At 60.3% G+C, this 26,992-nt stretch carries 33 protein-coding genes and 3 pseudogenes; 15 read left to right on the forward strand and 21 right to left on the reverse strand.

Translation table 11 applies throughout. The annotated features are described in order from the left end of the window. Positions 1-125 precede the first annotated feature (125 nt). Together acnB and ACEN9T_RS02765 are read right to left on the reverse strand one after the other, a co-directional pair. Positions 126-2,711: a bifunctional aconitate hydratase 2/2-methylisocitrate dehydratase gene (gene acnB, locus ACEN9T_RS02760; RefSeq protein ID WP_413706354.1), complete on the reverse strand. Its 2,586-nt coding sequence runs from the start codon at positions 2,709-2,711 to the stop codon at positions 126-128. A gap of 185 nt (positions 2,712-2,896) precedes the next feature. After that, on the reverse strand, positions 2,897-3,844 hold the full coding sequence (locus ACEN9T_RS02765) for a LysR family transcriptional regulator (RefSeq protein WP_413706355.1): 948 nt from the start codon (positions 3,842-3,844) through the stop codon (positions 2,897-2,899). Positions 3,845-3,955: 111 nt separating this feature from the next. On the opposite strand from ACEN9T_RS02765, the gene ACEN9T_RS02770 reads away from it, so the two are divergent. Together ACEN9T_RS02770 and ACEN9T_RS02775 are read left to right on the forward strand one after the other, a co-directional pair. Continuing rightward, positions 3,956-4,690, forward strand: coding sequence for an SDR family NAD(P)-dependent oxidoreductase (locus ACEN9T_RS02770; RefSeq protein ID WP_413706590.1), 735 nt, complete (start codon positions 3,956-3,958; stop codon positions 4,688-4,690). Positions 4,691-5,583: 893 nt separating this feature from the next. Continuing rightward, a complete protein-coding gene (locus tag ACEN9T_RS02775; RefSeq protein ID WP_413706356.1) occupies positions 5,584-5,820 on the forward strand; it encodes a hypothetical protein in 237 nt (78 codons plus the stop codon). Positions 5,821-5,947: 127 nt separating this feature from the next. On the opposite strand, the gene ACEN9T_RS02780 is transcribed toward ACEN9T_RS02775, so the two are convergent. The 3 genes from ACEN9T_RS02780 to ACEN9T_RS02790 all read right to left on the reverse strand — a co-directional run bounded on the left by ACEN9T_RS02780 (position 5,948) and on the right by ACEN9T_RS02790 (position 8,130). Then, positions 5,948-6,265: a hypothetical protein gene (locus tag ACEN9T_RS02780; protein WP_413706357.1), complete on the reverse strand. Its 318-nt coding sequence runs from the start codon at positions 6,263-6,265 to the stop codon at positions 5,948-5,950. 287 nt (positions 6,266-6,552) lie between these two features. Continuing rightward, positions 6,553-6,879 (reverse strand): EthD family reductase, encoded by a 327-nt coding sequence (locus ACEN9T_RS02785; protein ID WP_413706358.1) that lies wholly within the window; start codon positions 6,877-6,879, stop codon positions 6,553-6,555. A gap of 369 nt (positions 6,880-7,248) precedes the next feature. Further along, positions 7,249-8,130 carry a LysR family transcriptional regulator gene (locus ACEN9T_RS02790; protein ID WP_092975471.1) on the reverse strand — a complete coding sequence of 294 codons (882 nt, stop codon included), beginning with the start codon at positions 8,128-8,130 and terminating at the stop codon, positions 7,249-7,251. 166 nt (positions 8,131-8,296) lie between these two features. On the opposite strand from ACEN9T_RS02790, the gene ACEN9T_RS02795 reads away from it, so the two are divergent. Beyond that, the gene (locus ACEN9T_RS02795) at positions 8,297-9,145 is read left to right on the forward strand and encodes an NAD(P)-dependent oxidoreductase (RefSeq protein WP_413706359.1); all 849 of its coding nucleotides are present in this window, start codon (positions 8,297-8,299) and stop codon (positions 9,143-9,145) included. 143 nt (positions 9,146-9,288) lie between these two features. Beyond that, complete coding sequence (locus ACEN9T_RS02800; RefSeq protein ID WP_413706591.1) at positions 9,289-10,218, forward strand: MBL fold metallo-hydrolase; 930 nt, start codon at positions 9,289-9,291, stop codon at positions 10,216-10,218. A 410-nt stretch (positions 10,219-10,628) separates the two neighbouring features. Here the strand turns inward: ACEN9T_RS02800 and ACEN9T_RS02805 are convergent, their stop codons facing one another. Together ACEN9T_RS02805 and ACEN9T_RS02810 are read right to left on the reverse strand one after the other, a co-directional pair. Continuing rightward, positions 10,629-10,736, reverse strand: coding sequence for a VOC family protein (locus ACEN9T_RS02805; RefSeq protein ID WP_413706360.1), 108 nt, complete (start codon positions 10,734-10,736; stop codon positions 10,629-10,631). A 950-nt stretch (positions 10,737-11,686) separates the two neighbouring features. After that, positions 11,687-12,184 (reverse strand): TetR/AcrR family transcriptional regulator, encoded by a 498-nt coding sequence (locus ACEN9T_RS02810; protein ID WP_413706361.1) that lies wholly within the window; start codon positions 12,182-12,184, stop codon positions 11,687-11,689. A gap of 159 nt (positions 12,185-12,343) precedes the next feature. Between ACEN9T_RS02810 and ACEN9T_RS02815 the strand changes: the two genes are divergently transcribed. Continuing rightward, positions 12,344-12,577 carry a hypothetical protein gene (locus ACEN9T_RS02815; RefSeq protein ID WP_413706362.1) on the forward strand — a complete coding sequence of 78 codons (234 nt, stop codon included), beginning with the start codon at positions 12,344-12,346 and terminating at the stop codon, positions 12,575-12,577. A 68-nt stretch (positions 12,578-12,645) separates the two neighbouring features. Here ACEN9T_RS02815 and ACEN9T_RS02820 read toward each other — a convergent pair. Continuing rightward, a pseudogene (locus ACEN9T_RS02820) lies at positions 12,646-12,774 on the reverse strand (EthD family reductase); the annotation flags it as partial. A 46-nt stretch (positions 12,775-12,820) separates the two neighbouring features. Here ACEN9T_RS02820 and ACEN9T_RS02825 point away from each other — a divergent pair. Both ACEN9T_RS02825 and ACEN9T_RS02830 read left to right on the forward strand, forming a co-directional pair. Then, a pseudogene (locus ACEN9T_RS02825) lies at positions 12,821-13,232 on the forward strand (winged helix-turn-helix transcriptional regulator). A 692-nt stretch (positions 13,233-13,924) separates the two neighbouring features. Further along, positions 13,925-14,620: pseudogene (locus ACEN9T_RS02830) on the forward strand (SOS response-associated peptidase family protein); the annotation flags it as partial. On the opposite strand, the gene ACEN9T_RS02835 reads toward ACEN9T_RS02830, so the two are convergent. The 12 genes from ACEN9T_RS02835 to ACEN9T_RS02890 form a co-directional block, all read right to left on the reverse strand. Further along, on the reverse strand, positions 14,615-14,848 hold the full coding sequence (locus ACEN9T_RS02835; protein ID WP_413706363.1) for a hypothetical protein: 234 nt from the start codon (positions 14,846-14,848) through the stop codon (positions 14,615-14,617). The pseudogene ACEN9T_RS02830 and the gene ACEN9T_RS02835 overlap by 6 nt on opposite strands. A gap of 26 nt (positions 14,849-14,874) precedes the next feature. Then, positions 14,875-15,084 carry a hypothetical protein gene (locus ACEN9T_RS02840; protein ID WP_413706364.1) on the reverse strand — a complete coding sequence of 70 codons (210 nt, stop codon included), beginning with the start codon at positions 15,082-15,084 and terminating at the stop codon, positions 14,875-14,877. A 51-nt stretch (positions 15,085-15,135) separates the two neighbouring features. After that, on the reverse strand, positions 15,136-15,546 hold the full coding sequence (locus ACEN9T_RS02845) for a hypothetical protein (RefSeq protein ID WP_413706365.1): 411 nt from the start codon (positions 15,544-15,546) through the stop codon (positions 15,136-15,138). A gap of 7 nt (positions 15,547-15,553) precedes the next feature. Further along, positions 15,554-15,808 carry a hypothetical protein gene (locus ACEN9T_RS02850; protein ID WP_413706366.1) on the reverse strand — a complete coding sequence of 85 codons (255 nt, stop codon included), beginning with the start codon at positions 15,806-15,808 and terminating at the stop codon, positions 15,554-15,556. A 15-nt stretch (positions 15,809-15,823) separates the two neighbouring features. Beyond that, the gene (locus ACEN9T_RS02855; RefSeq protein WP_413706367.1) at positions 15,824-16,246 is read right to left on the reverse strand and encodes a hypothetical protein; all 423 of its coding nucleotides are present in this window, start codon (positions 16,244-16,246) and stop codon (positions 15,824-15,826) included. A 108-nt stretch (positions 16,247-16,354) separates the two neighbouring features. After that, complete coding sequence (locus ACEN9T_RS02860; RefSeq protein WP_413706368.1) at positions 16,355-16,879, reverse strand: DUF6714 family protein; 525 nt, start codon at positions 16,877-16,879, stop codon at positions 16,355-16,357. Between the two features lie 19 nt (positions 16,880-16,898). Then, on the reverse strand, positions 16,899-17,390 hold the full coding sequence (locus tag ACEN9T_RS02865) for a hypothetical protein (protein WP_413706369.1): 492 nt from the start codon (positions 17,388-17,390) through the stop codon (positions 16,899-16,901). Then, entirely contained in the window at positions 17,380-17,781 is a 402-nt protein-coding gene (locus tag ACEN9T_RS02870; RefSeq protein WP_413706370.1) for an ankyrin repeat domain-containing protein, read from the reverse strand. Before ACEN9T_RS02870 ends, ACEN9T_RS02865 begins: the two co-directional genes overlap by 11 nt. Before the next feature lie 28 nt (positions 17,782-17,809). Then, entirely contained in the window at positions 17,810-18,121 is a 312-nt protein-coding gene (locus ACEN9T_RS02875) for a hypothetical protein (RefSeq protein ID WP_413706371.1), read from the reverse strand. Between the two features lie 38 nt (positions 18,122-18,159). Continuing rightward, the gene (locus ACEN9T_RS02880; protein ID WP_413706372.1) at positions 18,160-18,708 is read right to left on the reverse strand and encodes a hypothetical protein; all 549 of its coding nucleotides are present in this window, start codon (positions 18,706-18,708) and stop codon (positions 18,160-18,162) included. 342 nt (positions 18,709-19,050) lie between these two features. Next, on the reverse strand, positions 19,051-19,455 hold the full coding sequence (locus tag ACEN9T_RS02885) for a hypothetical protein (RefSeq protein WP_316893757.1): 405 nt from the start codon (positions 19,453-19,455) through the stop codon (positions 19,051-19,053). 11 nt (positions 19,456-19,466) lie between these two features. Continuing rightward, positions 19,467-20,570 (reverse strand): hypothetical protein, encoded by a 1,104-nt coding sequence (locus tag ACEN9T_RS02890; protein ID WP_413706373.1) that lies wholly within the window; start codon positions 20,568-20,570, stop codon positions 19,467-19,469. A gap of 235 nt (positions 20,571-20,805) precedes the next feature. On the opposite strand from ACEN9T_RS02890, the gene ACEN9T_RS02895 reads away from it, so the two are divergent. From ACEN9T_RS02895 to ACEN9T_RS02920, 6 genes are all read left to right on the forward strand, one after another. After that, positions 20,806-21,018 carry a hypothetical protein gene (locus ACEN9T_RS02895; protein ID WP_413706374.1) on the forward strand — a complete coding sequence of 71 codons (213 nt, stop codon included), beginning with the start codon at positions 20,806-20,808 and terminating at the stop codon, positions 21,016-21,018. Continuing rightward, positions 21,018-21,212 (forward strand): phage integrase Arm DNA-binding domain-containing protein, encoded by a 195-nt coding sequence (locus tag ACEN9T_RS02900; RefSeq protein WP_092975518.1) that lies wholly within the window; start codon positions 21,018-21,020, stop codon positions 21,210-21,212. The genes ACEN9T_RS02895 and ACEN9T_RS02900 overlap by 1 nt, the downstream gene beginning before the upstream one ends. Then, positions 21,160-21,537, forward strand: a complete 378-nt coding sequence (locus tag ACEN9T_RS02905; RefSeq protein WP_413706375.1) for a phage integrase central domain-containing protein — start codon at positions 21,160-21,162, stop codon at positions 21,535-21,537. Before ACEN9T_RS02900 ends, ACEN9T_RS02905 begins: the two co-directional genes overlap by 53 nt. Positions 21,538-21,685: 148 nt before the next feature. Further along, positions 21,686-22,102: a tyrosine-type recombinase/integrase gene (locus ACEN9T_RS02910; RefSeq protein ID WP_413706376.1), complete on the forward strand. Its 417-nt coding sequence runs from the start codon at positions 21,686-21,688 to the stop codon at positions 22,100-22,102. 32 nt (positions 22,103-22,134) lie between these two features. After that, positions 22,135-22,473: a ferredoxin FdxA gene (gene fdxA, locus ACEN9T_RS02915; RefSeq protein ID WP_027678878.1), complete on the forward strand. Its 339-nt coding sequence runs from the start codon at positions 22,135-22,137 to the stop codon at positions 22,471-22,473. 32 nt (positions 22,474-22,505) lie between these two features. Next, a complete protein-coding gene (locus tag ACEN9T_RS02920) occupies positions 22,506-23,333 on the forward strand; it encodes a crotonase/enoyl-CoA hydratase family protein (RefSeq protein WP_413706377.1) in 828 nt (275 codons plus the stop codon). 14 nt (positions 23,334-23,347) lie between these two features. On the opposite strand, the gene ACEN9T_RS02925 is transcribed toward ACEN9T_RS02920, so the two are convergent. Beyond that, the gene (locus tag ACEN9T_RS02925; RefSeq protein WP_413706378.1) at positions 23,348-23,881 is read right to left on the reverse strand and encodes a DUF962 domain-containing protein; all 534 of its coding nucleotides are present in this window, start codon (positions 23,879-23,881) and stop codon (positions 23,348-23,350) included. Positions 23,882-24,027: 146 nt separating this feature from the next. On the opposite strand from ACEN9T_RS02925, the gene ACEN9T_RS02930 reads away from it, so the two are divergent. After that, positions 24,028-24,759, forward strand: a complete 732-nt coding sequence (locus ACEN9T_RS02930) for a Crp/Fnr family transcriptional regulator (RefSeq protein WP_413706379.1) — start codon at positions 24,028-24,030, stop codon at positions 24,757-24,759. Positions 24,760-24,887: 128 nt separating this feature from the next. Beyond that, the gene (gene fusA, locus ACEN9T_RS02935) at positions 24,888-26,990 is read left to right on the forward strand and encodes an elongation factor G (RefSeq protein ID WP_092975533.1); all 2,103 of its coding nucleotides are present in this window, start codon (positions 24,888-24,890) and stop codon (positions 26,988-26,990) included. Positions 26,991-26,992 lie beyond the last annotated feature (2 nt).

Consider the following 26,992-nt stretch of genomic DNA (forward strand, 5'->3'; position numbering starts at 1 on the left):
CCAGGGGCGAAATCCAGCGAGGCATCAAAAGGAAAAAGGCGCCGGGGGCTTAACCCCCCCGGCCGCCTTTTTCACATCACACATCAGCGCGCCAGGAACAACCCGACGCGGCTGCGACAACGCATTTACATCTGCACGGTGTCGGCCACTTCCTTGAAGTCTTCGATCTGGTCGAAGTTCATGTACTGATAGATCTTGTCGCCGTTGGCGGTGAGCACACCCATGTCGGCCATGTACTCTTCCTTGCTCGGAATCTTGCCCAGACGCGAGCAGATTGCCGCCAGTTCCGCCGAGCCCAGATACACGTTCGTGTTCTTGCCCAGACGGTTCGGGAAGTTGCGGGTCGACGTCGACATGACCGTCGCGCCTTCGCGCACCTGTGCCTGGTTGCCCATGCACAGCGAGCAGCCCGGCATTTCGGTACGCGCACCGGCCGTGCCGAACACGCCGTAATGGCCTTCTTCGGTCAGCTGCTTCTGGTCCATCTTGGTCGGCGGCGCCACCCACAGCTTGACCGGAATGTCGCGCTTGCCTTCCAGCAGCTTCGACGCGGCACGGAAGTGACCGATGTTGGTCATGCACGAGCCGATGAACACTTCGTCGATCTTGGCGCCGGCCACGTCGGACAGCGTCTTCACGTCGTCCGGATCGTTCGGGCAAGCCACGATCGGCTCATGGATGTCGGCCAGATCGATCTCGATGACGGCAGCGTACTCGGCGTCGGCATCCGGCTGCAGCAGTTGCGGATCGGCCAGCCACTGCTCCATCGCCTTGATACGGCGTTGCAGGCTGCGCGGGTCTTGGTAGCCCTGCGCGATCATCCACTTGAGCAGCGTGATGTTGCTGTTCAGGTATTCAATGATCGGTTCCTTGTTCAGGTGCACCGTGCAACCGGCGGCCGAACGCTCGGCAGAGGCGTCCGACAGTTCGAACGCTTGCTCGACCTTCAGGTCAGGCAGGCCTTCGATCTCGAGAATGCGGCCCGAGAAGATGTTCTTCTTGCCTTGCTTGGCAACCGTCAGCATGCCTTGCTTGATGGCGTACAGCGGAATCGCATTGACGAGGTCACGCAGCGTAACGCCCGGCTGCATCTTGCCCTTGAAGCGGACCAGCACCGATTCCGGCATGTCCAGCGGCATCGTGCCGGTGGCGGCCGCGAAGGCGACCAGGCCCGAGCCTGCGGGGAAGCTGATGCCGATCGGGAAGCGCGTGTGCGAGTCGCCGCCGGTGCCGACGGTGTCCGGCAGCAGCATGCGGTTCAGCCACGAGTGGATCACGCCGTCGCCCGGGCGCAGCGCGATGCCGCCACGCGTGCTGATGAAGTTCGGCAGCGTCTGGTGCGTCTTCACGTCCACCGGCTTCGGATACGCGGCGGTGTGGCAGAACGACTGCATCACGAGGTCGGCCGAGAAGCCGAGGCACGCCAGGTCCTTCAGTTCGTCGCGGGTCATCGGGCCCGTGGTGTCTTGCGAGCCGACCGAGGTCATCTTCGGTTCGCAGTACGTGCCCGGGCGGATGCCTTGGCCTTCCGGCAGGCCGCACGCGCGGCCAACCATCTTCTGCGCCAGCGAGAAGCCCTTGCCGCTGTCGGCCGGCTGATGCGGCAGGCGGAACAGCGTCGACGGTGCGAGGCCCAGCGCTTCACGCGCCTTGGCGGTCAGGCCGCGGCCGATGATCAGCGGAATGCGGCCACCGGCGCGCACTTCGTCGAACAGCACGTCGGACTTGACCTGGAATTCGGCGATGACCTTGCCGTCCTTCAGTGCCTTGCCTTCGTACGGGCGCAGTTCAACCACGTCGCCCATTTCCATCTGCGACACGTCGAGCTCGATCGGCAGTGCGCCGGCATCTTCCATCGTGTTGTAGAAGATCGGGGCGATCTTGCCGCCCAGGCACACGCCGCCGAAGCGCTTGTTCGGAACGTAGGGAATGTCTTCGCCCGTGAACCACAGCACCGAGTTCGTGGCCGACTTGCGCGACGAGCCCGTGCCGACCACGTCGCCCACGTAGGCAACCAGGTGGCCCTTTTCCTTCAGCGATTCGATGAACTTGACCGGGCCGCGCTTGCCGTCTTCTTCCGGCGTGATGCCAGGGCGCGCGTTCTTCAGCATCGCCAGCGCGTGCATCGGGATATCCGGGCGAGTGGTGGCGTCCGGTGCCGGCGACAGGTCGTCGGTGTTGGTTTCGCCCGTGACCTTGAACACGGTGATGGTCAGGCTTTGCGGTACTTCCGGGCGGCTCGTGAACCACTCGGCGTCGGCCCAGCTTTGCAGCACGGCGCGCGCGTTCGCGTTGCCCTTGTCGGCAAGTTCCTTGACGTCATGGAACTGGTCGAACATCAGCAGCGTCTTCTTCAGCGCCTCTGCGGCGGTGGCACCGACTTCAGCGTCGGACAGCAGCTCGATCAGCGGCTGGATGTTGTAGCCACCCAGCATCGTGCCGAGCAGTTCGGTGGCGCGGGCACGCGAAATCAGCGCGCAAGCGGTCTCGCCCTTGGCGACAGCAGCCAGGAAGCCTGCCTTCACGCGGGCGGCTTCGTCCACGCCAGCGGGCACGCGATGGGTGATCAGGTCGAGCAGCGTCTGCTCTTCGCCGGCGGGCGGGTTCGTCAGCAGTTCGACCAGTTCGGCGGTCTGCTGAGCCGTCAGCGGCAGGGGAGGAATACCGAGCGCGGCGCGGGCGGCCACGTGAGCGCGAAAGTTTTCAAGCATGGGAGACCTGCTGAGATGACGTTACAGGGGATCTTTTCAGGCACCCCGAGGCTGGTCCGGGCGCCGCTTGGGCGCGATTCTAATCGCAATACCCCACACGGTCAAATGTCTTATATCTTATATAAGAGTCAAGCGTGCGACCGGGCACCGACGCCGGCCATTCGGCGATAACGGCCTACCTGCCATCAGCGCGCATCTTCCGGTGGATTCTGCGGATATGCCGCTTGGCACAGCGCTAGCACTTCAGTGCGAAACCATTGTTGCGCCGGATCGTGATCGAGGCGCGGATGCCAGATCTTTGAAATGGTGAAAGCGGGTATGGCCAGCGGCAGCTCGAAATACTGCAGCCCGTTGGCAGCCGCGTAATCCGTTACAAAGGCATTACCCAAGCAGGAATATGGAACGGCGGCCAATAAGTCCGAATGGCGGGCCAGTTGCATAGCGCTCATATAGGACGGCACCACGATTGCCACCTTCCGCCGAAGGTTTGGCGGCTCCAGTGCCACGTCGATCGCATTTTCCGCTTGCCCCGTACGCGAAACCATGACGTGGCCACATGCGGCCCATTGCTCCAGGCGGATGTGAGCATCGCCCAGGAGAGGATGGCCCACGCGGCACACCCCGACATAGCGATCGCGGAAAAGCGGCCGTGTACGGACTTCAGGGGCGGCCGTTCGGACAATACCGATCTCCAGATCAATCGCACCGTCCCGCAGGGGCTGGGCGTTCCAGTCCGGCTTGGGCGTGAAGCGGACTTGCACGCCCGGCGCCGTACGATGGATGCGGTCCATCAAGGCCGCGCCAAGTAAATCGACGAAGCCTTCACCCGCGCGCACGGTGAAGCATTGCTCGAGGGTAGCGACGTCGAACCGATGTTCGGCACGCCCCAGCGCCGCCTCCGCTTCACGGGTCAGTGCAGGAATACGTTGGCTCAGTTGCTCGGCATAAGGTGTAAGCACCAGCGCGCGGCCAGCCTGCAACAACAGGCGATCGCCCGTCGCCATGCGCAGGCGCGAAAGCGTGCGGCTCATGGCAGAGACACTGAGATTCAGACGCCGGGCCGCGCCGGTGACGCTACGTTCACTGAGCAATGCATCCAGCGCAGTCAGGAGGTTGAGGTCGACGCGTGACATGCGGCCAGAATAATCGAAAACCCATCCAATTATGGCGTCTGGTGCAATCGTGGATTGTCGACCAGGCGTCTGGTGCAAAGCACGAGCTCTTCCCACAATACACGGCATCCCCTGCGCACAACGGAGAATGCCTTGTCCAACGCTCCCACCCACACGCCCACCGTTTTGCTGATCGGCGCTTCACGGGGTCTTGGTTACGCCATGGCGGCCGAGTTCCTGAAGAAGGGCTGGAACGTCGTGGGCACGGTCCGCGCCGGCAACGACAGGACGCTCTTGCACGATCTTGCCAATGCGCATCCAGACCGGATCGCCATCGAAACGCTGGACATCACGCGGCCCGAGCAGATCCGGGCCCTGAGCGAGCGCCTGTCCGGCCGGACGTTCGATGTTCTGTTCGTCAATGCGGGGACGACCAATCCGGATCCGACGCAGACCATCGGCGAGGTATCCACCGAGGATTTCGTGGCGCTCATGATGACCAATGCGCTCAGCCCGATGCGCGTGGTCGAAAGCCTGGCCCATCTTGTTCCGCCGGCTGGGCTGATCGGGATCATGTCGTCAGGGCAAGGCAGCATTGCCGACAATGAATCCGGCCAGCGCGAACTCTATCGTGGCAGCAAAGCGGCACTGAACCAGTTCATGCGCAGCTTCGCTGCGCGCCAGGCTCACACGCCCTTGGCCATGCTGCTGATCGCCCCCGGCTGGGTACGCACCGACCTCGGCGGACCCGAGGGACGATTGTCAATAGAAGAGAGTATTCCGGGCGTCGTGAACGTGATTCTGAACAAACTGGGGCGTCCCGGCCTCGAGTATCTCGACTACCGCGGCAGGACCGTTCGGTGGTGAGTGGGTTCAACGCATGTTCGACGACAAACACGCACGCCTGCTAGGCCTCCTGACGTGCGCCTTAATGGGCGCATACCGCTCAGAGTTGTAGAACGCCAACGCTTTTGGGGGGAGCATCTTCCGGAGAGGCACGCTGTCGGCGGCACGATACACGGCACCGGAATCCCCACGGAAGAAAAGGACGGCGCGGTTCTACTGCAAGGTGTTAGTGCAACCCGACTCGTTCACGAAGAAGGCTGACGGCGCAACGGCGTCCATATCAAAGCCTTTGTCCCAGAGCATGTCCCCCGCCTGCAGTTCGAGCCGAATACTCAACCAGTCGACGACTCGGCGACACGGGCACCCAGCTCCAGTTCAGCGGGGCCGCCAGTCTCTTCAATCTGTGCATTCCGCATTGCATCCCCCCGCGTTCCGAAGCAGGACAGGTATCGAATGTGTTCGAGCGTATCCGAACGTCAACCGCAGTCGCACTGGAAGACTCGGAAGCTTGCGCTGAGGCGCGCGTTCAAAAAAGCGCGCTGTGTAGGCTCCGTTGATTTGCTGCGCGGGCTTACTGCGATCTTCGCCGCCCTCCTCGGTGAAAACTCGCTGCTTGCGTACGGGCTCGCATTCGCAAGCGGAGAACCTTGGGCAAGCGCGCTGACCCTTGCTATCTGCACAAACGATTTTCTACACACCCAAAGGCAAGTCAGCGACGCACGCTGCCGCGGCAGAAATAACCGCATCGCGATTCGGTACATCCTGAAAACACGCATCCACTCAACACCTCGCGCGATGTACTCAGAAAATCGCTAGACATTGCGTTCAATCGTTCATACCGTGAAGCTGTTGGACGCGCCGCACAGAATGGCGCCCGCTTCCGGGAGAAGGGGGGACACAATAACGAGGGTCCCATGGAATTAATCGTAAAAGCACAAAAAGGCCACGTCGAAATACGCACCCAGCGACGAGCCGACGGCAGATGGGCCAGCGAGTTCCGCTATGCGCCTACCGGGCGAGCACCGTCGGAATGGAAGTCTGCATGCTCCCCCGAAGGCTTCGTAACAGAAGGCATGGCGTTGAGTGCGGCGATTCTGCTCGGCAAGCAGACCGCTGAAGAAGGCACCGCCGCCCTACCCGTCGCCGCATAGCGTTGGCCAGCCCGGGAAGCGGTATGGCGCAACGCCACACTACCGCCTCCCGCCACCAGACCAACACCCTACGCCAACGGCACTGGCAATGCCCCACCCTCCAGCCCCATGCGGGCGGGCAGCTGCCTCAATGATCGCGAATCCCCTCCCCGTTCTGCCGCCGCTGCAGCGCTGCTCGCGTGGTCAACACTTCGTCGAAAAACGCATCGCTGTATGCGGGCAATGTTCCAAACTCAGCAGCCAGCGGGATCGCCTCTTCAAGACTTGCATTGAATGCATCGAGCGCGCCCTCAGCCGCCGAGGGAGGCAGGTAAGGCAAGACCGCCTCGCGAAACTTCATCAACACCACCATGCGCGCAGCAATAGCGCCCATGGACTCCAAGTTGCGCCGGAGAACTGCTTTGACTTGAATGAGCTCGTCGGATTTTTTCGGTTCGCTTGTCATAGGTCCTCTTCAGTGCAGAAAAGCCGTACGCCGTCAGAGGCGTTCTCCAAACAAACGCCTTCACTCAAGTTAAGTGCGACTCTCTCTTTTACACAGAGGGTGAGCGCGCGCAGAGTTGATCCTGCTCAAGCGCAGCCGCCGTACGCGGTATCAAAAGAAGCCGGCTGGCAAGCCCGCGATCATGTCGCGCGCCGACTTCACGAGACCGACGAGGGATAGAGGATCGCTGAGGTCATCGGTGTCCGCTCGCCACGACTTCCGCACGTGATTTGCACGACAGCGTATGGCTAGCGATCCGATCGCTCGACGACGACCTCGCTAACCTGCAGCACCGGTGCGATGTCGGTGTAGTTGGCAATGTCGCCCAATATCTCGGCGCCATGCTTCTGCATGGCGGCCTGGAAGCCCTCGGCCGAATCGCAGATCAACGCGCACATCGCCACGAAGGCAGGCGGTGTACCGGGCGCTCCACCGGCCAAGCCCTTTTCGACGGTGTAGTAAGCGCAGGCGCTGCCCAACCTGGCCTTCACCATCGGCATGTGCCGGTCGCGGTAATAGGTGTGGTCGAAGCGCGTTCCTTCGGTGTACGGGTACATCACGGTGACCTTGATCATGCGGTTCTCCTTGCCATCATTGACGTCGTCGCCCAGCGATTCTCGTGAGTGCCGATGATCATACCGGCTCGCAGTCGACGGGGCTTAAGACTTCCGTTCCGGGCGACCGGACAGACCGTTACATCGGCATGCTCAGTCCTGTAGGTCGCCAATGCCGCTGGGAGGAGACAGCCGACGACGCCAAAGAGCCGGTCGTCATCTTCGCCGGCAGCTATCGGCACAAGCGCTGCCGCGCGTTGACCGACTTTGCTCGGGCGTCGGTGCAAATTTCGGATTTGGGCGGCGGCGGTGCGGGCCAGCGAGGTTGGCCACTATTGGCCGAAGGAAACCATTCGGCCCATGGATGCGCTTGCACGCAAAGTTGGGCGTTCACAGCGATCTGGCAGAGGCATCAAATGCAGAGTTGGCGAGATGCCTGACCGTCAAATCAACGAATGCAGACAAGCGGTTAAGCCGCCTCAAGTCGCGGTGGTAGCCCATCCAGATCTCGCGATGCGGCGGCTCCACGTCCAGCTCCAGCCGGCGGATACCGTGGGTCTGGTCACCCAGCGGGCGCGGCAGCACTGCAATGCCCATTCCCATCACGCACATCTGCGCTTTGACGTTCCGGTTGTTCGAATGCAGCGCGACCCCTGCATTCGGAAACATTTCTCTCAGCCATGCCGTATCCGGAAACGACCCACTTAATACATCCGGCGTGATCAGCCGATATCCGCTGCCGTCGCCAGCGACCGGGGCGGGCCCGGTGGCAGACACGTAGACGCCATAGCGCATCTGGAGCAACCGCCGCTGGACGATGTCCTGCTCCTCGAACGGCACAATGCGAAACGCCACATCAGCCTCCCGTTGCGCCAGGTTGAACAGGCGTGTTCCGGTAAGCACCTCAATCTGGACTTGGGGGTATTTGGCCGCATACGCCGCCAGCACCGGAGGCAACACGTAGGCGCCAAACCAGTCAGCGGAGGTCACGCGTAGCGTGCCGTCGAGCGCTTGTTGCTTCCCGGCCAGTCGCCGCTCCATCGCCAACGCGCCCTCTTCTATCTGCTCGGCAAGAGGAAGCACTCCCATCCCTTCTTCAGTCAGAACGAAACCGTCGGCCGTCCGCTGAAACAGCACCTGCCCTGTGGCCTCTTCCAAAGCGCGCAATCGCCTGCCCACGGTCGGGTGGCTCACGCGCAGAGCCCGTGCAGCGGCACCGAGCGTGCCCGTGCGGGCGACAGCAAGAAAGATCCTCACATCACTCCACTCCATGTCACCTCTTACAAAACTGAACGGACGGTGTTCATTATATTCAGTTGATGAACAGTATCGAACGTTGCGAGACTACGCTCCATCGCCAGCCGAACGATTGGCTGCAGTCAACAGCCCGGCTGGCTCCGTTCAAGCTGGGCCTGACTTTCTGGAGAAAGCAAAGCAAATGGAAATCGGAATCATCGGCCTTGGTGCGATGGGTCGGGAAATCGCACGCAACCTGGCTGCGGCCGGCCACAAGGTTGTCGCATGGAATCGCTCGGGCGGCAGCGTCGCAGGCGTGCGAATGATGGATACGCCAATGCAGGCATTGCAAGCCGACATGGCATTGACCATGTTGTCCGACGACTCTGCCATTCGCAGCGTGTTGATGGAAGGCGATCTTCTGGCACAGGCAAGGCCTGGCTTGGTGCATGTGGTGTCGTCCACGATCTCGGCTGCGTTTTCACACGAGCTGGCGGATCATCATCGCGCCCGCGGCATCGCCCTTGTCGCAGCGCCGGTACTGGGAAGGCCCGATGTCGCTGCGCGGGCCGAGCTCAACATTCTTGCCGCCGGTGACCCGGCCGCGATCGATAAGGTCAAGCCCGCGCTGGAGGTGATTGGTAAGCGCATCTGGCACATGGGCGACGATCCGCGCATGGCGTATGCCGCCAAACTGGCGTGCAACATGATGATCAGCTTCGCGATCGAAGCGATGGCCGAAGCGGTGGTGCTGACCGAAGCGCATGGTGTGCCGCGGGAACGCTTTCTGGAACTGAGCCTCGGCACCTTGTTTGGCTCTCGCCCCTACCAGACCTACTCCGGCAACATCATTAAGAACGAATATCCGCCAGGCTTCAAGGCGACACTGGGCCTGAAGGATCTGCGGCTGGCGAAAGAAGCCGCACGGGACGCCAACGGCGAGCTACCTATGCTCGACATCGTTTATGCGCGCATGCAGGACGCTGTGGATGCCGGCTACGGCGACCAGGATTGGTCGGCGATGGCCAGAGCCACCTTGAATGGGAAATGACGTAGGTGGCCATGTTGCTGCCAACCCAAACCGCACTCCCGCCGCGCCGTTTTGATGCCAATGCGGCCACCGATACAGAAAAGACGATCATGAAATATCGACATCCAATGACCAAGCTGTTTGTCCTCTGCAGCCTTCTGGCCATGTCTCTGCTACTGCAGTCTGCAGCCCACGCGGCAGCTCCCTTTGCTCGTACCTTAGCGCCAGGCTTTTACCGTTTCATGTTGGGTGGTTATGAGATCACCGCACTCAATGACGGCACACTGGAATTGCCGGTTGACCAGTTTCTGACGAACACCACACCGCAAAAAGTCAACGAAGTGCTGGCCGAGAATTACCTACAAAGTCCGCTCGAAACGTCCTACAACGCCTTCCTGATCAATACGGGTGCCAAACTGATTTTGATCGATACCGGCGCAGGCAACATCTTCGGCCCGCACCTGGGGAGGTTGGCAGCCAACATGAAGGCATCCGGTTACGCGCCGTCCCAGGTGGATGAAATCGACATCACGCACATGCACGCAGACCATATTGGTGGGCTGACGACGGATGGAGACATGCGCTTTCCCAATGCGATCGTCCGCGTCCATCGTCGTGAGCTGGATTACTGGCTAAGCGAGGCGAACATGGCCAAGGCGCCAGAGGGCAATCGCGGCGACCAAAAGGGCAGCTATCGCCGTGCGATGACGATCATGGAGCCCTACATCAGAGCAGGCCGCGTGCGGCCGTTTGACGGCGCGCAAGAGTTGAGCCCCGGCATCCATGCGTACCAGAGCGCTGGACATACACCTGGGCACGTGGGTTACATGATCGAGAGCCAGGGGAATCGCTTGATGGTCGTGGGCGACATCGTGCATGTCGCGGCTATTCAATTTGAGGATCCGACGGTCACCGTTTCGTTCGATAGCGACAGCCAGTTAGCCGAACAGGAACGCATCAAGGAATTCACCCGCATCGCCAACGACAAGATACTTTTCGCCGCCGCTCACGTGCCTTTTCCGGGACTCGGGCATCTGCAAGCGGATAAGCATGGCTTCCGTTGGATTCCCATCAACTACTCGGCCGGGAAATAGTCTCAACAGAGCAGCGATCCAAACGCTCGACGATGACCTCGCTGATCTGGACCACCGGCACGACGTCGGTGTAGTTGGCGATGCCGCCCAGGGTCTCGGCGTGGTGTGGTTGGACAGCGGCGTCGGAACCTTCGGCCAAATCCGACAGACCGTTACATCGGTGCAGATTTCGGATTTGATTGAGGCAGCGGTACAGGGTTGAGCCGGGGCTCGCATCGCTGGCCGGGTTGGCCTAGCGATGCGGGTCGTTGAGGCTGGCCGTCATTGGCCGAAAGCGGATGTTGACCGCCCGACTTCTGAAGAGCTGTTTCCGATCCTGAAGAGGCACTCAGGTTATTGGAACCGACGTGATACCTTGCAGCAAGCACCGCCCCTCCTCGACAAGAACGCCTAGCACGCGCCTTCGGCAGTCACGATCGACCCGGCTCATGGCAGTTCAACATCCATTGCACACCGAAGCGATCCGTCAGTTTTCCGTAGTAGTCCCCCCACGGCTGCATGTCGAGTGCAGTCGTCACGAGGCCTCCTGAACTCAACGCACTGAACAGCTGATCGGTCGATCGCCTGCTGTCCGTCGCCAGATGGTGCGCGGACCCTCGCATCGGCTCTGCGTCATCGTTGTCCGAAGCATAGAAGGCGATACCATCCCCTTCGAATTTGGCGTGCAGACCTTGCCACGCATTGCCTCGCTCTTGGGAGGCATCCCGTCTGCGCCGTATCGCACCATCTCTACAATCCGGCCCAGCCCGCATGCCTCATAGCAGCGCAGAGCCTCCTCGCAGGCGTCGGTAAAGAATAGGTAATTTGAAAGCAGCATCAAGCACTCCTTCCTGGCCCTGGGATGCCCACTTCGACTCCAAGGGCGACGTTTTCCGTGAGTCGCTGAGGCAAGGAATGGACGATTTGCGAAGAGGTGTTCTTCACTTCCAATCAGAGCATGGGCGCGCCTGGTGGCCAGAGTTTGTGCGGTTCTATCTCAGCGCAAAGCGAACCTGCGACCTGTCGGAAAGCTGCACGCTGCAGACGTTGCCGACTGAAGTGGCTCGCTCCGATCAGGAGTCGCGCGCCGCCTTCGAAGTGGCATTGCGCGAAGAAGTTGCACAGACTGTCGTAGATGGCCCCGCGTCGCCCCGCGTCCCGCGGAACCTTGAAGCAGCGTATTCAGCTTTGGCTTCCTTAGTAGGCGCGGTGGCACTCGCACGTGCGGTTGGAAGCCCGACCTTTGCAGATCAGATTGCGAATGCGGCCGAGTTGGCGCTGCTGGGCTCAGTTCGACCCAGGTAAGTTTGCTTGCCGGAAAACGGCTGAAACACGCAGCGGGCTTCTGGCCCGCGCAGCCATAGAGCTTATGGCGCATGGGTAAGACGGGCGGCCGGATAGTCGCCCTTTTTTCTTGGCGCTGCTCGCCGCAGAGGTGATTGGCAAGCTCCGCCAATCCGAACTCATGGCCAAAGGCAGACCCGCATTTTCATTTCACAAGTGACAGCCGCAAAACTTCGCTAATGTGCCGCCGATACGCAGCCGCAGTCCAGCCGCGCTTGACCACCAGATCATCCCAAGTCGCAGATGAGGTGAGTGACCAAATAAGATCCGCAGCGGCAGTAACCGAAATCCCATCACGGAGTGTGCCGTCTGCTTTGATACGGGCGGCAACGACACGGCAGCCTTCCAGGCGATCGCTTTGCCGGTCTTGCCATGCCTGCTCTGCATCGGGATCTTGCCGTCGCAGAAGTTCAAAGGCATCTGCAAGCGGCTTGTACGCGGGGCACAGTCGAGCCTGTCGGTCCACAAGGGCCCGCAGTGCTGCAAGACCGTTCTCAGCCGCCCTGATGCGGGCCTGCTCTTGAACAATCCCCCGCTTGCCGTCTACATATCGAAGCAGCGCGACGAATAGATCCGCCTTGTTCTCAAAGATCAGATACAGCGCTTGGCGGGACAGGTCTGCCTGCTTGGCAATCTGACTCATCGTGATGCCGGTAGCGCCGCCCTCGATGAGCGCCAATGTGGCTAGCAGAATCCGGGCGCGCGTCGTTGGCTCTGGACTTGACACTGTGTAAACTCCAACTTAGTTTACACAGTGTAAAGCGGCGTTCTCCTTTTGAGAATGGCCCAACTGGAGAACACCATGCAAGTACACATATTCCGAGGCCAAGGTCGCGTATTCGGGTTCACGTCGGATGAGCGCGGCACAAACCTGCCCGAGCGGCACGGCCCGTGGAGCCCGTTCAAGGTGCTCGACATGCACCCGGACGAGCCGCACCGTGGCGTCGACGTGAACGCGTGCCTGGACGATATCGGACAGTACGGATTCCACCTCACCGACGCGCACGAGCGAATTACGCACTTGAATGTGGCCTAGCTGCGATGCTAACGGCAGCCCGCCGGGGTGCAGACGTTGGGCGTATCGTCAGACTCGATCCGTCGCGCTCAAAGAGCCAACCGCTCGACGATGACCTCGCTGACCTGGACCACTGGCACGATGTCGGTGTAGTTGGCGATGTCGCCCAGAATCTCGGCGCGGTGCGGTTGGATGGCGGCCTCGTAGCCTTCGACTGAAAGAAGGCACACGCATGTCACTAGTCACATCGAGCTACCTGCCGATATGCCTGCCCCCGATACCGGCGGTTGTGTGGCAACCCGCGGAATATTGGATCGCATAGGCGACAAGTGGAGCCTCTACATCGTCGCCGTGCTGGCTAACGGCCCACGGCGTTTCAACGAGTTGAAGCGCAGCATCGACGGCATTTCTCAGCGGATGCTGACGCTGACCTTGCGCGGGCTGGAGCGCGATGGAGCGCGATGGACTGATCACGCGAACGATGTTTCCGACCATTCCTCCACGCGTCGATTACGAACTCACTGACATGGGAAGAACGCTGTTGGAGCCCGTCATGGCATTGGTCAACTGGGCGAACGAGAATCAAGTCGCCATTGCCGAGGCGCATAAACGTTTTGATGAGGGACCGGAGCCAGATCAGGTCTTGGTCCAGGGCGTTGTCTACCAGCGTCGATAAACGAGTCTTGGCCCTAGGCTTGTGCAAACACAGCGGCGAAATCTCCAGATAGCTCACATCGGCCGGAGGCTCCATCGCCCAGGCCGGCGCCGGACCAATCTTCACTTGCGCCGGCAGCAGCGCGCCGCGCGGCCCGTGCGGAATGGCCTGCCTGAGCGCAGACCACGCCGCGCCCGCGCAGATGGCCACGAGCGCCACGATGTCGATGGCGGCGAGCACGTCGTTTTGGCTGAGCGTCACTCTTTGCAGCCTCCTGTCCAGCGTTGTGCTGCCTGCTGCAGCCAGTCGTGCACTAGGCGCCGCAGCGCCGGCTGGGCTTGCGGCCCAGCGTGACAGCCAATGCTGGCGTGACGCGCGAGAACATGGCGGGCAGCGCGGCCACGGCGTAGTTGAAGGATTCCGTTACCCAGGCTCCCCTGGCCTGAGCCCTGTCAGACTCCAGCTTGATGCAGCATAATTTCGAACGATTTTCATTGGCTCCAAACCCTCGCACCACAACGCCTCACGTCGTTACCGAATCCTGCATCCAGCGGGGGCGCCGGCGAAGCGCCATTTTCCAATATAAATCAACGTGTTAGATCGGATTTTCGGCACAGAACCCCAATGAAATTGCCGGGCATTCGGGGCAATAGAATCAATGACTTGGCGGGGGGGGGGGTTGAACGCGCTCTAACGCTCAATTTGCGCTGGCGGCCAAGCAGACCGAACGGTTGGAGAAAGCCCAACAGGCCCTCGCCGCCAAGGCCACCAAGAAAGCCGCTGAAGACGTCCGCATCGCCACCAACAAGATCGCGGCGGCCAAGGGCAAACTCGAAGAGCTCAAGAGCACCGAGCTCAAGCCGCGCGACTCGCGCATCTACCCCGGCTGGTATGCGCCTGTGATGGTGATGGAGAACGGCCGGCGCGTCGTCAAGCCGATGCGCTACCAGTGCCGCCCCGCAGGCAAGCCGGCCTTCTACGACGAACAGTACCCCGGCACCTACAACGCCCGCCGCGACAACCTGCGCGGCTTCTGGAAAGGCCAGTACGGCCACACGCACGGCCTTGTCCTGGTCGACGCGTTCTATGAATACGTTGCCCAGCCAGACGGCACAAACGCCATCGTCGAATTCCGCCCCGACCCGCCGCAGACGCTGCTCGTCGCCTGCGTGTGGTCACACTGGCGCGCGACCAAGCCCGGCGAAAAGGATCTGCTGTCGTTCGCCATCATCACCGACGATCCGCCGCCGGAGATTGCAGAGGCCGGGCACGACCGCTGCCCGATTCCGATCAAGCCGGAGAACATTGATGCGTGGTTGAACCCGGAGCCGCGCAGCCTCGATGCGGTAGACGAGATTCTTGAGGACAAGCTGCGGCCGTATTACGCCCACAGCAAGGCTGGCCTATGACTCTGCGCGTGAGATCAAGCGCAGATCTTCCTCGGCGGCTTCGTAATGGATCAGGCCCAGCGTAGGGAATTCGACCATGAAGCCCTTTCGCAGATAGGCCCACTGGTCTGCCGTGTACCCATCGCTGAACACACCGTCCTCGATCGAACACACGACCACGCCGCCGGCGTCAGCGCCGAGGCCGACGCGATCGCCGACTTGCACTTGCTGTCCGTCTGCGTATTTCATGTCGGCAACCCTACCCCGTTTCCAAGCTAGTCCATTGGCTGATATTTGCCCCAGCCAAAGTAGTCGTTACGTTTCTGGGCTGCCTCATCGAAGGTTTCGGCCTCGAACGAGGTCAGCAACTCTGGTTTGCCGTCGTACATATGCCGCTGCGCCTCGAACTGTCCTTTTTCGACGAGCGCTATCTGTGAGCCGCCTTCGGGGTCCACCACCTCCCACACCTCATAAATCGTTGCCATCCCGTTGCTTCCTTACGGTACGAGTGCAAAACATTTCCGCCGAGCGCCCAACTAGCTGGGCGCTGAAGCCGTAGCGAACGCCTTCACGTAATCATCAACTGTTGCGATGGCGGAGATATCGACCTCCTTTCCACGCCGAGCGGCACGCTGTGCTGCCAACTCGGCGAGCGTATCCAGCTCGTCGCTCGTGATAAACCAGACGCCAATGTCAGTTCCGAACTTGTCAGTCGGGCGCAACTTGTCGGCTGGCACTCGCAGCGTCTCAGCGATCTCGTTCCAGGCTGAGCGAACGGCAGCTTCGTCAAAATTGCCGCCCGCGTAGAACTGCCTGTAGATCTCAATGTCGGCCAGCGATTCCCGCTCCGAAAGCGCCCGCAGGCTGGCCTGACGGCGCTTTCGGCGGAGCAATTCTGCTCCGCCGCCCACAGCGAATGCGAAAGCAGCGATCACATATAAGTTCATGGACGGGCTAATCAAGCTTCCCGTCCGGAGAAGCAGCCAAGCGTTCTATGTGGGTTCGGAAGTGCTCCCGCATCGCCGGCATCAACAGCAACAGTCTCCCCCCCAGAAAGTGCGCCGCCTCATCAAACTCCATCGTCTCCAATGTTTCGGGGCGAATGGTGACCAGTGCGCTGGGAACGCTACTCCGGTCCGGATGCGACACTAAAACGTCTCCGGTTGAGGCATCGACCTCAACGATCAGGGTATTGGACAGGAAATTCATAGCACCGTACCCGCTTCAAGTCTCGAAGCTGTTCAGCCGCTCTCGAATCAACGGCCAAGCTTCTTCTAGGAATTTCTTCGCATCTTCGTTTTTTGCCGATGCCCACCTCAGCAACAGGTCGACCGATTTCACGTGTGCTGCCGTTTTCTTCGTCACAGACTCGCTGATCAAGCGATGGGCCACATAGAGATCGTCTTCTTCGCCTTCTTCAATTTGAGTAAGAGCCTCGCCCCAACCGGGGAACGCGTCCTTGTGCCAGAGACTCAGGATTCCAAGAGCGGTGCCACCAACCTTTCTTGCTGCCTCGTCGAACTCATTGGAGACCACCTCTCTAACGCCTATTTCAAGAAATACCCGAGGGCTACTTTCTTTGGGCAACTTCTTAGCGAAGCACAAAACGTCATCTCTTACGTAAAGAGCTAGGTATGGTTCGTTCATTTCATTTTCCCTCGCACACCACCTGTGGCCCCGTGGTCAGCGCTATCACACAGTTTCCATCATGCACGGGCGACCGCGCAGGCACGACGCCGCCTTAGCTAGGCGGGCTCACGCCGCAGGCAGCTCCGCTCGTGCAAGCCAGTAGTTGTCGAGCGCCTGCCGAATCGCCGGCGCATCAAATCCATCCGGCCCCTCAGCCGCAAGCTTGCACTTCAGATATTCAACGATCGCACCAGCTTGCGCGGGCGAGAACATCGAGTTCCGATAAACGGCCACGTCCCGAAGGGTCCGGCTTCCGTATCGGCGAGGATTCAACGGCTCTGCCGCGCTCTGGTCCTGAAGACCATATGTCAGGTGGAAGACGACGTCGTTGTACTGGATCTCGCCCTTGAGGTCGTAGATCATGAAGGCCTGTATGTAGTACCTGAAAGCTTCATCGGACAGGAAGGACAAGACCGCATCCTGATCCATCTTGAACACGTGCAGGTTTCTCCAATCCTTCACGCCGCGAAAGATCGCTTCTACTTCTGCGGGCTCGGAGCCCTCGCGACTGTCCACTAGCGCCCAATCGGGAGGGGCTTCCACATCCGCGAAGGCGGCGACGATTGCTTCTTCCAGCTTTTGCTTTTCCATCTCGTCGGTAGAGAAGAAACTATGCCCACAAACCACGCAGGCACGTGTCTGCGGAATGCCATTCTGCAGACACAGGATCGGCGGTGCCCCTAACCCATTCCAGGAACGCGACAATAGCTTTTACCTGCACAGGCGAGAAGCTGGCTCGGAATACTCGCCACTCCTCGCGAGGTTCGCGTCTTTGGTTGTCTGGCAGAAGAGCGGAAAGCGCCAACTGATCCACCCACTCGATGTCGTGCAATACACAAGTGAGGATGGACGGGACATAGTATTTGAAGAATGCAGTGTTTGTTCCGCGGCGAATGAAGATGGGGTTGACCATATGCGTCCAATCCTCAAGCTTCAGATCAGGCCACGTTTTTCCCAAAATCCGCTGCAGATCCTCGTCGACCTCCCAATCAACTTGCCCATCCTCACGGCGATGGCTCGCCGGGATCGGACTGACTGGAAAAGCAATTCGAAGCCCCTGGGCGATTGCCTCTACCCGAGCTGCCGTGTTCTCAGTGGTCACTGCCGGTTTCTCCGCTTTGGGCATTGGCGACGAGCAGAAAAATTTCAGCTAGATCGGCGCGACCTCCGCGCTTAGCCACTTCTGCCGCCGTCTCGCCAAATTCGTTCTTGATGTGGGTCTTTGCTCCCAGCTGAAGCAACTTGAGAACTGCAGGCTTTGAGCCAGTGAGTGCCGCATTGTGCAAGGGCGTATTGCCCAAATCTCCGGGGAGATTGACCTCAGCCCCCGCTGCGACCAACGCTTCAATATCGTGAAGCGCCCCTTTCCGCGCGGCAATGTGGAGCAGACAATCATCGACGGCGCCCGGTTGATTGACACCCGTGATTGGCAGGCCCAGGAAATCCGGGTGATTTTGATACTTGCTGATCAGCTGCTCGAGATCTTGGTTCATGGCCTTGCCCTGCAAACCAGTGGGTCCGTTATTGGTCATAATCTATACAGAACAGGCCGAGCTCCGCCTCCAGCTTCCCTGCCAGCTCTGTCGCCACCGCTCTTGACGAGACAACAACATCTTCGAGAGCAAATATTGCTTTGCCGGAGGTCTCGGCCTTGTCCACTGAAGTCACCTTCAGCCGCCCCGAGAACCCCTCCAACTCGAAAGCCTTTCGACCTTCGAACAAGTCGACGACATCTCCAACGCTCGGAAGAGTCTTAACTTCGATATCTCCGGTCGCGTTCCCATAGGCGCTCACTGGAGAGTCGAAGATGCTGAAATCGATGTCAATCCGCATGGTCGGGAACTAGCTCCAGATACTCGCTTTCGCGGAAGTCACGCGCCACGCTCAAGCAGCGGGTTCAAACGAGCCATAGCACTGAACATCTGTAATTTACAGAGCAGCAAGTTCACTCCGACGACGCGGCCGACTGCTTCATCAGCGGTACGTGACGCTTGGAAATCGTCCAGCGTTGCAGAAATGGCGGACCACCATCCTGTCAGCCATTTCTCGACATCTCGCTGGCTCAACAGAAGTTTCCCGAACCCTGAACAGACGAAGTCCAGGACATCTGCGCGTAGGCTCTCGTACATAGCCGCGGCACTTAGATCTGCGGTCCAGGATGAGTGAATCAGGAAAAGCGTGTCGGAAGCATCGTCACTTAAGCCCGAGCCCAGAATCGCGTTGATGTCGGCGTCGATGTCATCGAGCAACTCGAATGCCGTGCGTTCCTTCTTGAGGGTCCACTGCCGCACGGCCTCCGCAACTTCTGCCACATGACTCGTTCTGCCAAGGAAGGCTCGAATCTGCGCGTCCGAACGCTCCAGCACGGGAGACTTCAAATACTCGACAAGGCAAGTTGGCAGGGTCTTGAGATCGTCCATGAGGTCAGAAGAGAACGAGCGGCGCGCGACCCCCGGCCTTACAGGCCAGAGTCGGGCGACAGCAAATCACCACCAAAATAGCTATCAAAGATCTTCCCGTTCAAAGTGAAATTCACCATCCAGGAATACTCTCCATCCCTCTTCGGAACGATACCGTCCACAAGAGCCGCGATTCTCTTTCTGTCCAGAGGCGACACATCACTCACCCCATCTGTCACTACAGAAAGAAGAACAAATTGGAAGTCGTCTTGTATTTCGTAGGAGATGACCTCTCTTCCGAAAGGAGAGTTTTTTGCTATTTCGAGAGTGCAAGAGTCGGCGACCGCATGATCAACCAATCTATCATTCCGCCTTGTTTTCATGCATCGACGAAAAGAGGGCAACAAGCTCCGCGCCACTGCTGGGCTCGAGATAAAGCACTGTCAGCTCGCCCTTGATGATGCGCTCGACCAAGAGGGCAAGCCGTTCCGGAGAAAGAAAGCTTGTCGCGTCGCTCCGACTTGATGCCCACCGCAACTTCTCTTCCAGATGATGGACGTTCTGCTCATGTCCCTTCATCAGTATCAGCCTAGACACAACATTCTGCGCTACAAAGTCACTAGCTCTGAAGAACTCGCAGGCCTGTAACACCAGTGCACGCGTGTTTCCTTCGACAGTGCGAAACCTCATCGTCAGGGTTCGATCCTCGCTGTCCGTATCGATTGCAAGAAGCGTTGCATCGTGGTAACCGCCCAAAACTTCAGTCATAAGCTTCTTCCTCAGCTATCAATTTTTGGATCATACGGGCGACCCGGACCGCGAACGGGATTGCCGTTTGCGTCACGATACCAGTCGTGGACATGAGGAACACCCTGTCCGTGATCGTGATCGTAGTCAACGTCTTTCGACGGTTTGCCATCATCTCCGTACCATCTCTCTTGCCCGCTACCGGGGTTCTTGTATTTCGATCCGGGCGTCCCCTGATTTGGCGTCTTTGACGGCCGCTGGCCCGTGTCGGCATTCGCGTCGGAGCCCATATGGCAAATTGACGCAATTGCCTGGGCCGTCCCCTGTATCGACTTCCATACACTGTTTAGTACGTTGCCCAATTGAGCGCGGATCACCTGACTTGGATCGCGCCGCTGCCCAATGCTCGGATCGATCATGTTCGCCGGATCACTATTTGACGCCGGGTCGCCTACGTTGTAGCCAGGAAGCGGCATAACGGGAATGCGGGTCATCACAGGGACCTGCGCTTGTGCATCTCCGATAAGGCTACCGATCCACTTACTTAGTAGTACGCGGAGCCGCGCCCAGAAACCCAGCCGCGTGCTAGAAGCCGTTCGTGTGCTGTAACTGGATGTCGCAGCGAAAGGGGTGACGGAATCCGCTGTTTCTACCGAGGTATCAGGTGCATCTGCTGGCCGCAGCAGTGCAACGAGCTGATGCGCGGCATCGTACTCATATCCAATATAAAAGTTGTCGGGCCCGCGGATGGCAATCAATTGCCCGAACACGTTGTAGTCATAATTGAAGACCCGGCCATCCTTGTCGTACGACGTAGCTTGGCCGCGAGCGTTGTATTGGTAGCGGATATGCTCGCCGTTCGTCGTTACAACGTCGACTGGTCGGCCAGCGGCATCAAACGCATTTACGCGCCCAGTTTGTCCTGCTCCGTTTGTAACCGATAGAAGGCTGCCGGACGCATCGTACGAAAATGACCAACGCCCGGTTTCTACTGCATCAAGTTTCTCGACGACAAGCGCAATTTGTCCAGCATCGTTATATGACCAGCTCAATGCATGTACCGGTCCGCTTTGATTCGCTGCGGAGCCCATCGAACCGGTGACATCATCGGTGTAGTACCAGTTGTAAGAGGTCACCCTGCCGGACTCGTCGTATGCAAACGTGTCATTTCTCCCAGGAGAGATGATCCGCATCGGTAGCCGTAGGGTCGGATGCCATTCCGTTGTGGTCGTTTTTGCGTTCGCAATTCCATCGCCCACTACTCGCTTCGTCTCCCGCCCCTGCCCATCATAGGTATACGTCGTTGCCGACCCGTCATAGCCGACCCTCCGCGTAGCGTTCCCGCTGGGGTCATAGTCCGTGCTCTGCGACGTGCTCCCACACAGCGGACACGGCGCACTCACCCCAGTCGGCAACAACACACCGTTCTGCTTCAGGAAGCTATACACGCTGCTCCCGCCATCCGGCGTCAGCACCGTCGTCTGCCCTCCGGCCGAGAAGGTCGGCAAGGCTTACTACGTTGACGAGCACGCCGTCTTTTCCAAGGACGCGCGCCGCCGCCTTGTCCATCGGATTGCCGCGTAATGGCCGCACGCCCAAGAATCCGCAAGCGGGCCAATTGGCCGGCGAACCTCCACGAGCCGCGCGAGGGCTATTACACGTTTCGGGATCCGCGCAACGGCAAACTGCACGTTCTAGGTCGCATACCCTTGGCGCAGGCCATCTTTGAAGCGCACGAGGCCAACGCTGCCATTGCAGCCGCGCCGTTCCCTCGTTGAGCAGATTTCTGCGCCCGTAGAAACAGTAGCGGACCTGCTCGACAAGATGCCCTACGACGGCATCTCACAAAGCACGCGCAAGACGTGGCTGACGCTTGATAAAACAATCCGCGCTGCGATCGGCGACGTGCCTTGCCACGAGCTAACGACCAAGCAGTGTGCCGCCGTGCTCTTGCCTTACAGAGAGGCAGGCAAGGCCCGCATGGCGCAGTCACTGCGCAGCAGGCTTATCGCAATGTGCACCGAAGGCATGGGCCTTGGATGGACAAAAACCCGGCGAGCGCGACTAAGCGGGTCGATGTCACCGTCAAGCGTCGCCGACTGACGCTGGACGAATTTCGGCGGATCTATGAACGCGCACCGGAAGTATCGGCGTGGCTACAGAATGCAATGCTGCTAGCCCTCGTCTCCGGGCAGGACCGATCAACAATTCGGAACTGGCTCTTCAGCTACACCCAGGGCGACGCCGTGGTATGCAGCGGTCCAAGACCGCTAAGAAAACCGGCTTGCGCATCGCAATTCCGCTCGAGCTGCGTCTTAACGCCATGAACGTAACCCTTGGGGACGTGATCGCCCGCTGCCGCTCCACAGGCGTGGTCACCAAGTATTTGATCCACCACATCAAGCCACAAGGCGATGCGAAGCGCGGAGATCCAATCAGGCTGACAAGCATCTCCCTGGCGTTCGCCAAAGCTCGCACACTGGCCGGGATTGGTGGCGAGGATGCCCCCTCATTCCACGAGATCCGATCACTCTGCAAGCGGACGTATCTCGAGCAGGGGCTCGTCGATACAAAAACCCTGCTGGGTCACACCTCTGACGAAATGGCCGCCCTCTATGCAAACTCTCGGGGGCTGAGCCCTGTCAGAGTTCAGATTGATGCTGCATAATTTTGAACAGGTTTTGAACACCCCGCGTAGTTATGCCATATGTAGTTACCGAATCCTGCATCCAATGCAAATACACCGACTGCGTCGCAGTCTGCCCCATGGACTGCTTCCACGCCGGCCCGAATTTCCTGGTAATCGATCCGGATGAATGCATTGATTGCTCGATCTGCGTGCCGGAGTGCCCGGTTGGCGCGATCTATCCGGCAGCCGAGGTGCCGGCTGACCAGCAGGACTTCATCGCACTGAATGCGCAGCTCTCGCGCCGCGCTGACTGGCCCCGACTGACCAAGGTGCAACCGCCGCTGCCCGATCATGCGCACTGGGCGCAGGTGAAGGACAAGCGCGACGCATTGGTCATCGCTCCCGATTGATTCGACGTCGACCTCACACAGAACAACTCTCCATGACTGACCGCATCCTGCTCAGCATCGACGCCGGCGTGGCTGAAGTCCGACTCAACCGCCCCGAGAAAATGAACGCCATCGACCCGGCCATGTTCGAAGCGCTCGTCGCCGTGGGTGAACGCCTGATGAGCGAGACGGATGTGCGTGCCGTGGTGTTGTCAGGCGAGGGTCGTGCCTTCTGCGCGGGGTTGGACATGGGCAGCATGGCGAGCCTGGGCAGCAATGATGTGGGTTCCGACATCAGCGCTGGCCGTCTTGCCAAGCGCACGCATGGGGCGGCCAATCTGCCCCAGTACGCTTGCACGGTATGGCGCGACCTGCCGGTGCCGGTGTTGGCTGCGGTGCATGGTGTCGCTTACGGCGGCGGTTTGCAGATTGCGCTGGGCGCAGACGTGCGCTACGTGGCGGCCGACACGCGCCTGTCCGTCATGGAAATCAAATGGGGTTTGGTGCCCGACATGGGCGGCATGGCACTCATGCGCGGTCTGGTTCGCCCAGATCGATTGCGCGAGCTGATCTACAGCGGCCGCGTCGTTAATGGCGAAGAAGCCTGCGTCCTGGGGCTGGCGACGCATGTCGTAGACGATCCGCGCGCTGCAGCGCTGGCGGCAGCCCGCGACATTGCGCAGAAGAGCCCCGATGCCATCCGCGCCGGCAAGCGCTTGATGCGTGTTGTGGAAGACGGCGACACAGCCGCCATTCTGCTGGCCGAGTCGATCGAGCAAGACGGGCTGATCGGCGCGGCCAATCAGCGCGAGGCGGTGCTGGCCGGTATGCAGAATCGTGCGCCGGTCTTTCAACCGGCCGCAAAGCTTGAAGGGAAATAGCCCGAGCGAGCAGTTCAGACGGCGGCGTGCTTGCCGCCCATCGAGGCGCGCATGGCGTGCGAACGGCTGACCACCTCGTCGCGCAGCTTCACGCGCAAACCCAGAGCAAACGCCGTCTCGGCCACGAGGAATAGCGGGCCGATCACCAAGCCCGCCAGATCATCGACAAACGCCGGTTTGCGTCCTTCGTAGTGGTGACCAACAAACTGGATGATCCAGCCGATCACGAACAGGCCAATGCCCACCGACAACCAGGCCGCCGTCGAATGCGCGGCGACATGGTTGCCCACCCAAACGCATGCGGCGATCAACGCAAACATCACCACGCCGAAAATCGCGTCCAATCGCAGGTAGAACAGCGTCGTCAGCGCCAGCACGATCAGCGCGGGTGTCACGGGCACGCCTGACAGGTCTGCCAGCACAGGGCGCGACAGCAACACCGCAACCGCCAGCACGATCGCCGGGATGCCGACAAAGTGCGTGGCGATGTTGCGGCCGTCCTGGTGGTAGGCGGCGTAGTTCGAAAGATGGTCAGACAGGTTGCGCATGAGGGCCTCCGGTTTTGTGCGTTTGCAGCATGGACGCTCCAGCCGCACGCTCGTTATGATCGTTTCATCCTAGTCAGTGAACGGCACGCCGCTCTGTCGCGTAGCCGACACATTCGACGTTTCCGAAGCGCTCTTCAGCCGCCCCCATGGACCACCCCGTCGCCCCATCCGGCACGCTGGACGCCCGCTCCTACCGCGAACGCCTGCACGCCAGCAGCTGGTTCGGCACGTTGGAGGCCGCCTTGCAGGACGCATTGATCGACATTGCCTCCGTCCGCCGCCTGGGCGCTGGCGAGATCCTCTTCCAGCGTGGCGACGCGCCCGACGGCCTGTACTGCGTGGTAGACGGCACCATCCGCATCGGCGCGACGAGTGCAGACGGTCGCGAAGCCCTGCTGGCCGTGCTGGAACCCGTCAACTGGTTTGGCGAGATCGGCGTGTTCGACCGCCAGCCCCGCACGCATGACGCCCGCGCCGACGGCAATACGACATTGCTGCACATGCCGCAAGCGGCGCTGATTGCGTTGCTGGATAGCTCACCCGCGCTGCTGCATGCGTTTGCCTTGCTACTGACCCACAAGCTGCGCCTGACCTTTATCGTCCTCGAAGAGACCGCCCTGCTGCCCGCCCCCGTGCGCGTGGCGCGGCGCCTGCTACTGATGGCCGAGGGCTACGGCGACCTCCGCCTGGGCACGCGGCGTGTGCTGCACGTGCCACAGGAGCGGCTTGCGCAATTGCTGGCGCTGTCCCGCCAAACCGTGAACCAGGTTTTGAAGGATTTCCAGGCGCGCGGCATCCTCAGGCTGGCGTACGGAGAAATCGAACTGCTGGACTTTGCGAGCCTCCAGCAACTCGCATATGAGGGAGCAAGGGGGTGAAATTTCATCCAATACCCCTACATGCGATGGGTTAGGACCGATCCTATAATGTGTTCCCACTCGCACATTCGCCCTTCGCATGGTGCGGAGTCGGCGATGCGAGTGTCCTTCAACGGAAGAGAAACATCATGCCCCGCCAGACCCCCATCGAGCGCTATCGCAACATCGGCATCTCGGCGCACATCGACGCCGGCAAAACTACCACGACCGAGCGCATCCTGTTCTACACAGGGGTCAATCACAAGATAGGCGAGGTGCATGACGGCGCGGCCACGATGGACTGGATGGAGCAGGAGCAGGAGCGCGGCATCACCATCACGTCTGCCGCGACGCACTGCATGTGGCGCGGCATGGCGGGGGATCGCCAGGAATACCGCATCAACATCATCGACACCCCGGGCCACGTCGATTTCACCATCGAGGTGGAGCGTTCCATGCGCGTGCTCGACGGCGCGTGCATGGTCTACGACTCCGTGGGCGGCGTGCAGCCGCAATCCGAAACCGTCTGGCGCCAGGCCAACAAGTACAAGGTGCCGCGCATTGCGTTCGTCAACAAGATGGACCGCATCGGTGCGGATTTCTTCCGCGTCGAGCGCCAGATGCGCGATCGCCTGAAAGGCAATCCGGTGCCGATCCAGATTCCGGTTGGCGCGGAAGACCATTTCCGTGGCGTGGTCGACCTCGTCAAGATGAAGGCCATCGTCTGGGATGACGCGAGTCAGGGGGTCAAGTTCGAGTACGTCGACATTCCCGAAGAGCTGAAGGCGACCGCGCAGGAGTGGCACGACAAGATGGTCGAAGCCGCAGCCGAGGCCAATGAAGCCTTGCTGGACAAATACCTTGGCGGCGAAACGCTGTCCGAGGAAGAGATCAAGCGCGCCCTGCGCCAGCGCACCATCGCCGGCGAGATCGTGCCGATGCTCTGTGGCTCCGCGTTCAAGAACAAAGGCGTGCAGGCGATGCTCGATGCGGTGGTCGACTACCTGCCGTCTCCGGTGGACATTCCATCCATCCAGGGTCACGGCGAGAAAGACGAACCGCTTGAGCGCCACGCCAGCGACAGCGAGCCCTTCGCCGCGCTCGCCTTCAAGATCATGACCGACCCGTTCGTCGGCCAGTTGGCGTTCTTCCGCGTGTACTCGGGCAAGATCAATTCCGGCGATACGGTCTACAACTCGGTCAAGGGCAAGCGCGAGCGCCTGGGCCGGATCCTGCAGATGCACGCCAACCAGCGCGAAGAAATCAAGGAAGTGCTGGCCGGTGACATCGCGGCTGCGGTCGGCCTGAAAGATGTGACGACCGGCGAAACGCTGTGCGACCCCGAGCACGTCATTGTGCTGGAGCGCATGGAATTTCCTGAGCCCGTGATCAGCCAGGCTGTCGAGCCCAAGACCAAGGCCGACCAGGAAAAGATGGGCATCGCCCTGAACCGCCTGGCACAGGAAGACCCGTCATTCCGCGTAAAGACGGATGAGGAATCCGGCCAGACCATTATTTCTGGCATGGGCGAGCTGCACCTGGAAATCCTGGTCGACCGCATGAAGCGCGAGTTTGGCGTGGAAGCGACCGTCGGCAAGCCGCAGGTGGCTTACCGCGAAACCATCAAGAAGGCCGCTGAAGACGTCGAAGGCAAGTTCGTCAAGCAATCGGGCGGACGGGGCCAATACGGCCACGCAGTCATCACGCTGGAGCCGAACGACGGCAAAGGCTACGAGTTCGTCGACGAGATCAAGGGCGGCGTGATCCCGCGTGAATTCATCCCGGCAGTGGACAAGGGCATCCGGGACACGCTCAACACGGGCGTGCTGGCGGGCTACCCAGTGGTCGACGTCAAGGTGCGCCTGACTTTCGGCTCGTACCACGACGTGGATTCGAACGAAAACGCGTTCCGCATGGCCGGCTCGATGGCCTTCAAAGACGCCATGCGCAAGGCCGGGCCCATCCTGCTCGAACCGATGATGGCCGTGGAAGTGGAAACGCCGGAGGACTACATGGGCAACGTGATCGGCGATCTGTCGTCACGACGCGGCATGGTGCAAGGCACGGAAGACATTCCGGGCGGCGGCGGCAAGGTCGTGCACGCCGAGGTGCCGTTGGCCGAAATGTTCGGCTACTCCACCAATCTGCGTTCGCTCAGCCAGGGCCGTGCGACATACACGATGGAGTTCAAGCACTACGCTGAGGCACCGCGCAACGTGTCGGAAGCCGTGATGGCGGCCAAGAAGGTCTGACG

It is taken from the genome of Ralstonia sp. Ralssp110 (assembly GCF_047325135.1).
GTDB classification, from domain to species: domain Bacteria; phylum Pseudomonadota; class Gammaproteobacteria; order Burkholderiales; family Burkholderiaceae; genus Ralstonia; species Ralstonia mojiangensis.